General features: G+C 63.1%; 4 protein-coding genes and 1 tRNA gene. 3 read left to right on the forward strand and 2 right to left on the reverse strand.

Going from position 1 to position 6,133, the window contains the following annotated elements; all coding sequences use genetic code 11:
• Positions 1-40: 40 nt before the first annotated feature.
• Positions 41-631 carry a 5-formyltetrahydrofolate cyclo-ligase gene (locus P0D62_RS17345; RefSeq protein ID WP_275703796.1) on the reverse strand — a complete coding sequence of 197 codons (591 nt, stop codon included), beginning with the start codon at positions 629-631 and terminating at the stop codon, positions 41-43.
• Between the two features lie 18 nt (positions 632-649).
• Here P0D62_RS17345 and P0D62_RS17350 point away from each other — a divergent pair, with 18 nt between their 5' ends.
• The 3 genes from P0D62_RS17350 to P0D62_RS17360 all read left to right on the forward strand — a co-directional run bounded on the left by P0D62_RS17350 (position 650) and on the right by P0D62_RS17360 (position 2,941).
• Positions 650-1,936, forward strand: coding sequence for a molybdopterin molybdotransferase MoeA (locus P0D62_RS17350; RefSeq protein ID WP_275703797.1), 1,287 nt, complete (start codon positions 650-652; stop codon positions 1,934-1,936).
• A 98-nt stretch (positions 1,937-2,034) separates the two neighbouring features.
• On the forward strand, positions 2,035-2,805 hold the full coding sequence (locus P0D62_RS17355) for a hypothetical protein (protein WP_275703798.1): 771 nt from the start codon (positions 2,035-2,037) through the stop codon (positions 2,803-2,805).
• Between the two features lie 63 nt (positions 2,806-2,868).
• Positions 2,869-2,941 (forward strand) — tRNA-Ala (locus P0D62_RS17360).
• Between the two features lie 436 nt (positions 2,942-3,377).
• On the opposite strand, the gene P0D62_RS17365 is transcribed toward P0D62_RS17360, so the two are convergent.
• Positions 3,378-5,963 carry a hypothetical protein gene (locus P0D62_RS17365; protein WP_275703799.1) on the reverse strand — a complete coding sequence of 862 codons (2,586 nt, stop codon included), beginning with the start codon at positions 5,961-5,963 and terminating at the stop codon, positions 3,378-3,380.
• Between the last annotated feature and the right edge of the window lie 170 nt (positions 5,964-6,133).

Here is a 6,133-nt window from a genome sequence, read left to right on the forward strand (position 1 = left end):
GGAAGTGTACCCCGGAGGACGCACGGAATGAACTCCGCGCTCACGAGCCTCCGCCCTGCGAGTTCCTGAACCAGAGCACCCGCGACTCGGTCACCGCGGCGTCGACGGAGAGGTCGTGCGGCTCCGTCGGGACGGTGGGGTGCAGCTCGGCCTCGCGCGCCAAGGCGATCACCGGGGCGCCGGCTCGACGATGTGCAAGGGCGCGGTCGTACCACCCGCCGCCGGTGCCGAGCCGCGAACCATCGAGTCCGATCGCGAGGCATGGCACCACGATCGCATCGGTCTGTGCCAGTGCCTCGGGCCCCAGACGAGCCGTCGTCGGCTGCCGGATTCCCCGCCACGACGGCGTCGTGCGTTCCCACCCGTCGAACCAGGCCCAGGAGACCTGGCGCCCGAGGACCGGCAGCAGCACAGCGATGCCCCGTGCGTGAAGGTGGTCGATCGCGTCGGTGCTGCCGGGTTCGTCCTCCAGCGAGCAGTACAGGGCGACGGCGGGCAGCGGCTCCAGGCGTGCGAGCGCGTCGACGAGCAGTCGTGTGCGAGCGGCGTTCTGCCGCGCCCGGACCTCCGGGGAGACGTGGGCGCGACTTTCGAGCGCCTCCGCGCGGGCCGCGGCTTTCGCCTTGAGCATTGCCATATCGTATGGCTCATGGCTTGGTTTGGTCGCAAGAAGGATGAGGGTCTCCTCGTGGAGGAGGAGCCCGCGCCCGAACCGGCGCACCTTCCGCCGCCGCCGGAGCTCGACGCGTCAGGGCTGCGCAGCGTCGCCGACCACACCTCCTACCTGCTGAGCCTGGTGGAGCCGCTGGCGCCGTTCGGCATGTCCCTGCTGGAGGCTCACGATCAGGTGGTGAAGGAGGACATCAACTGCCTGTTGAACGTCCCGCCCAACTCCACCGCGCGCATTGATGGCTACGCGGTCCGTGCGGTTGACCTCGTCGACGGCGAAGGCATCCTCGTGCGCGAACTCGCGCTGTCGTCGGGGCACGAACGGCTGCCGCTGGATGCCGTCGAGATCGTCAAGGCCGGCGACGTGCTGCCGAAGGGTGCGACGGCGGTGCTTCCCTCCACCTACGCGACGCTCGAGGGCGGGCGCATGCATCCGTTGGAGAAGGTCGACGAGGGCGACTACGTGCGCGCGGCGGGCGAGCACCTCGCGGTGGGCACGCCGTTGATGCGCGAGGGCGACGTGCTCACCGATCGTGGCATCGGGCTCCTGGCCAGCGCAGGGATCGACAAGGTGCTGGTGCGGCCGCGTCCCCGGATCGTGGTGATCAGCTCGGGCGAAGGGCTCGTCGAGCCAGGTGGGCACCTGGTCCATGGCGAGACGATGGACACCAACTCGTTCATGATCGCGGCAGCCGCCAAGCGCGAGGGCGCCACGGTGTTCCGGGTGGCCGTGGGCTCCAACGATCGCGACGCGCTGATCCAGACCCTCACCGACCAGCTGATCCGCGCCGACCTGGTGATCTCCGCGACGGGTGGACGTCGCGAGGACTATGAGGCGATGGTCTCCGTGATGCGGGAACTGGGGCTGGTCGATTCGGTGGACGTCGCCATGTCGCCCGGCCGCACTCAGACCTTCGGCCTGGTGGGGGAAGATCAGGTGCCGATGCTCATGCTGCCCGGCAACCCCGTCAGCGCTTACACGTCGTTCCATGCCTTCGGTCGGCCGCTGATCCGCAAGCTCGCCGGAACCGACCCGCAGGTGGAGGTGCAGCACGCCGTCGCGCAGGTCGATCTACGCAGTCATCTGGGGCAGCTTCACCTGCTGCGAGGCCGGGTTTCGAGCGAGACCGGCGTGCGTCGGGTGCATCAGGTCAGCAGCTCGTATGCGCTCGGTGAACTCACCGATGCCAACGCTTTCATCGTGCTCGATGAGGCCACCGAGTACGTCCGTGCGGGCGAACGCGTGAAGGTCTGGATGCTCGGCTGAGCCTTCCTGGACAGGGCCCGAAAAAGACCTGCGCGGCAACCCCGCGACTCGCCGCGAGGGGCCGGGACAAACCACACCATGTTGTTTACGGTTAGGGCGTGCTAGCCGGAATCCTGATCGCTGTCCTCGTCGTCGCAGGACTTGCATTCGGGCTTCCCTGGGTTCTCCAAGCCACCCACCACGACCGCGGGGCCGAGGACGAGCTCACGGAGCGTTTCTCCCATTCCATGCGGATCCTGCACCGAGACGTCTCCGACTACGCCGAACAACTCGACGCTGCGGCCGTCTCCACGCCGCTCACCCGACGCGCCCAGCTGATGGAGCTGCGCATGCAGCAGCGAGGCGCGGCGAAGCGTCGGGCTGTGGTGATGCTGACGCTGGTCGGTGCCGCTTTGGTGCTGACGGTGCTCGCCGCGCTGGGCATCGTGGCTTGGTGGAGCGTCGCCATTCCGAGCGGGCTGCTCGCGGCCTTCCTGGTGGTGGCGCGGTTCTCCGTCGTGGTCATGCAGCGCACGCTCGACGAGCGCGCGGCAGAGATCCGGCGCGGCTTCTCCGAGAACGAGCCCACCGTCGTGATCCAACTCGACGTGAAGCCGTCGGAGTCGACCGAGTTCCTGGTCGACCTGAGCGCCCCGACGACCACCGGCGCCCTCTGGGATCCCATCCCCGTGGCGCCGCCGGCGAACTACATCTCCAAGCCGCTGCTGCCGCGCACGGTGCGCACCATCGATCTGTCGGCGCCCGTCGCCCCGGCGTCGCCGTTCATCCCCACTGCGGACCGGCCGGACGGCGCGGTGGTGCCCGTCGCCGTCGAGCAAGACGATGTCCGCACGGCCGCTCCGTTCCAGCCCCGAGCAGTGGGGGAGTAGCCGGCAGCAGGCCCGGCCGATTGGCCCGCCTTTCCCGGCGGTGCTAATATCTTCCCTGTTCAAGGGGCTATGGCGCAGTTGGTAGCGCGTCTCGTTCGCAATGAGAAGGCCGGGGGTTCGAATCCCCCTAGCTCCACCGGATGGCCGCCGTTCACACGGCGGCCTTTTTGTTGTCAGCCTGTGGTTGCGTGTGTGTCTCGGCTGGCTTTTCGTTGGGTTGGGCAGCGCGACGGTGATGTGTCGGCCGAGCGCGTGAGCGACGTGAGCCCCGCCGAATCGGGTGGCCAGACCTTGGGCGGAACCCGCCATGCCTCGTCGTCGCATGATCGGGGTTGATTCCGTCAGACATCGACGGTCAGCGGGGTTCCGGATGTCACTGCTTGGGCGGACCTGGGATCAGCGGGGTTGTGGATGTCAGCATGCTGACATCCACAACCCCGAGAACTCCAGATGGGCTCCGTCACTGACGGAATCAGCCCCGATAGCCGTATGGCCTGATTGCCTCGGGGCGCCGTTCAGGTCGGGTCGCAGGTGGTTTCCCCGTGGCACCTCAGCCGCTCCTGCGTGACGGGTCAACGACGGCCAAGCAGCTCCGCAGAACGCTCACTGACAGCCAGCGCGTCAGCCACCGCTTTCCAATGGCCCTCGTGAAGCAGGCCTCGGATGATTCGTGTGCATTTCCTGCTGTCGAGATGCTCGAATAGCGAAGTCAGCGCAGATGCGCGCTCCTGTGGGTCGGTGATCGCGCTAGCGATACGCTCAGCCTCTTCGGTATCAATCGCAGTCAGCGCCTTAGCGAGGGATGCGAGGGCTTGAGCTTGCTCATATGGCTTCTCGATGCTGTGCGCGGAACTTTCAGCTTCCTTGGCGAGAGCTGCGGCACGCCCAGTGTCGATCACCGTTAGCGTCCTTATGAGTGAGGTCAGGACTCGGGTGACAGTGGGTGGATAAGTGATAGCACTCGCGGTCATTTCGGCCTTATCGACGAGTGCTACGGCGCGTTCGGCATCAGTTGTCGCCAGCGCCTCGGCTAGGGAAGTGAGCACCGCTATCTGAACGGGGGGATCGGTCATATCGCATGCGATTGCCTCAACTTGGTTGGCGCGAATTGCAGCTTGTCTGGGGTCGGTTGACGCTAGGAATCTAACTAGGGATGTCAGAGCCTGTGCTTTCTGATACGGCTCCACTATCCCGAGTGCGATGACTTCAGCCTGTTTACGATCGACCATCGCAAAGGGCTCAAGCAGGCAGGTCAGTGCTCGGGCTCTCGTGCGCGGTTCGGTGATAGTTTGGGCGATTTTTATGGCTCGATTGATGTTGGTTGTTGCTAGTGTTTCGGCGAGGACCGCCAGGGTCTGTGCTTGTTGGTAGGGCTTGGTGATGGAGTGAGCGATTTTTATGGCTCGGTTGATGTTGGTTGTTGCTAGCTCTTCGGCGAGGACTGCTAGGGCCTGTGCTTGTTGGTAGGGCTCGGTGATGGAGCGGGCTGTCTCCTCGGCCTTTTCCGCAAGGGTGCTGGCTCGCTCGGCGTTGATCACCGTTTGCGCCTTGGATAGAGACGCCAGAGTCCGAGTTTGCTGAAAGGAATCGGTAATGGTGTAAGCAATCTTTTCGGCTTCGTCAGCGAGTGTTTTAGCGCGCTCGACTTCGGCAGCAGACAGCGCCCTGGTCACGGAAATCAGTGCTTGAGTGTGCTGGTAGGGGTTTGTGATAGTGCACGCAGCCCTTTCGGCTTCATGGGCGAGGGTCGTGGCGTATTCGATATCGATTGTGGCTAGTGCCTCAGCCATTGAAGTCAGTGCCCGCATCCGTATAGATGGGTTGGTGATGGTGTTGGCGATTTTTATGGCTCGGTTGATGTTGGTTATTGCTAGTGTTTCGGCGAGGGCTGCTAGAGTCTGGGCTTGCTCTTGGGGGTCGGTGATGGTGTTGGCGATTTCTATGGCTCGGTTGATGTTGGTTGTTGCTAGTGTTTCGGCGAGGGCTGCTAGAGTCTGGGCTTGCTCTTGGGGGTCGGTGATGGTGTTGGCGATTTCTATGGCTCGGTTGATGTTGGTTGTCGCCAGTGCTTTTGCTAGGGCTGCTAGGGCCTGTGCTTGCTGGTAGGGCTCGATGATCCTGCGGGCTGTCTCCTCGGCTTTTTTCGCCAGCGTGCTAGATTGTGCGGTATTGATCACCGTTTGGGTCTTGAATAGGGACGTCAGAGCACGAGTTTGCTGAAAGGCGTCGGTGACGGCATAAGCGATCGCCGCAGCTCGATCAGTGTCAGTTGTTGCAATTGCGCTGACTAGAGAAGTCATAATGAGGTTGCGGCCGGATGCGTTGTTGATATTGCGCACAGTCTGCTCGACTTCGGCGGTTAGAGTAATGGCAGTTTTGTGATCGGCAATCACCAATGCCTCTACCAAGTCGACCAGTGCCCACGCTCGATTGAGCGGGTTGGCTATGGTGTCAGCGGTCTTCCGGGCCCCGTTGATGAGAGTTGCGCGACGTTCGGTATCAGTTTTAGCCAGCGTTTTGATGAGGAAGGTCATCGCCCGCACTCGTTGCCGCGGTACGCGGATGGTTTGCGCGATGCTGCTGGCGAGTTCGACGTCGATTGTCGCCAACGTCTCAGTTAGTGAGGCCAGGGCCTCCGCTTGATCATCAAGGTCTGTGATGGTGCGCGCGACGTCTTTGGCTTTGTTGGCTAGGGCGATGGCGCTTTCCGTGTCGATCTCTGCCACGGTCTTAACGAGGGAAGTCAGGGCCTCCGCCTGATGGTAGAGGTCTGTGATGGTGCGCGCAACGTCTTTGGCTTTGTTGGCTAGGGTGATGGCGCTTTCCGTGTCGATCTCTGCCACGGTCTTAACGAGGGAAGTCAGGGCCTTCGCCTGATGATAGAGGTCTGTGATGGTGCGCGCGACCTTTTCGGCGTACTCTGTATTGGTTCTGGCAACCGCTAGGGAGAGGGAAGCCAGTGCCCATCTCTGATAGTGGGGTTCTGGGATGGCGCGCGCGACATTCTCAGCTTCATTCGCCAGGGCGATGGTGCGTTCGGTGTCAGCCGTCGACAATGTCTCAATTAGCAAAGTCAGTGCCTGTGCTTGGTCGTAGGGGTCTGTAATGGTCCGCGCTAACTCCTTGGCGTGCTCTTCCCTCCCCAGGTGTGCCAACACCTTGAATAGTCGTATGGGAAGCTGCTCTATCTGGGTACTGATCCAGGGTGCCGTCAAAGTCGTGTGTAGGGGCGCCTGACTAGGTGATTTGCGTGATTCTCGGCGTGGTGGACGCAAGGGACGCGGCCCCAGTAGCGAGGATGTGGGTGTTCAACGTCCAAACCTCGAGC

Source organism: Tessaracoccus caeni (assembly GCF_029211185.1).
GTDB lineage: Bacteria > Actinomycetota > Actinomycetes > Propionibacteriales > Propionibacteriaceae > Arachnia > Arachnia caeni.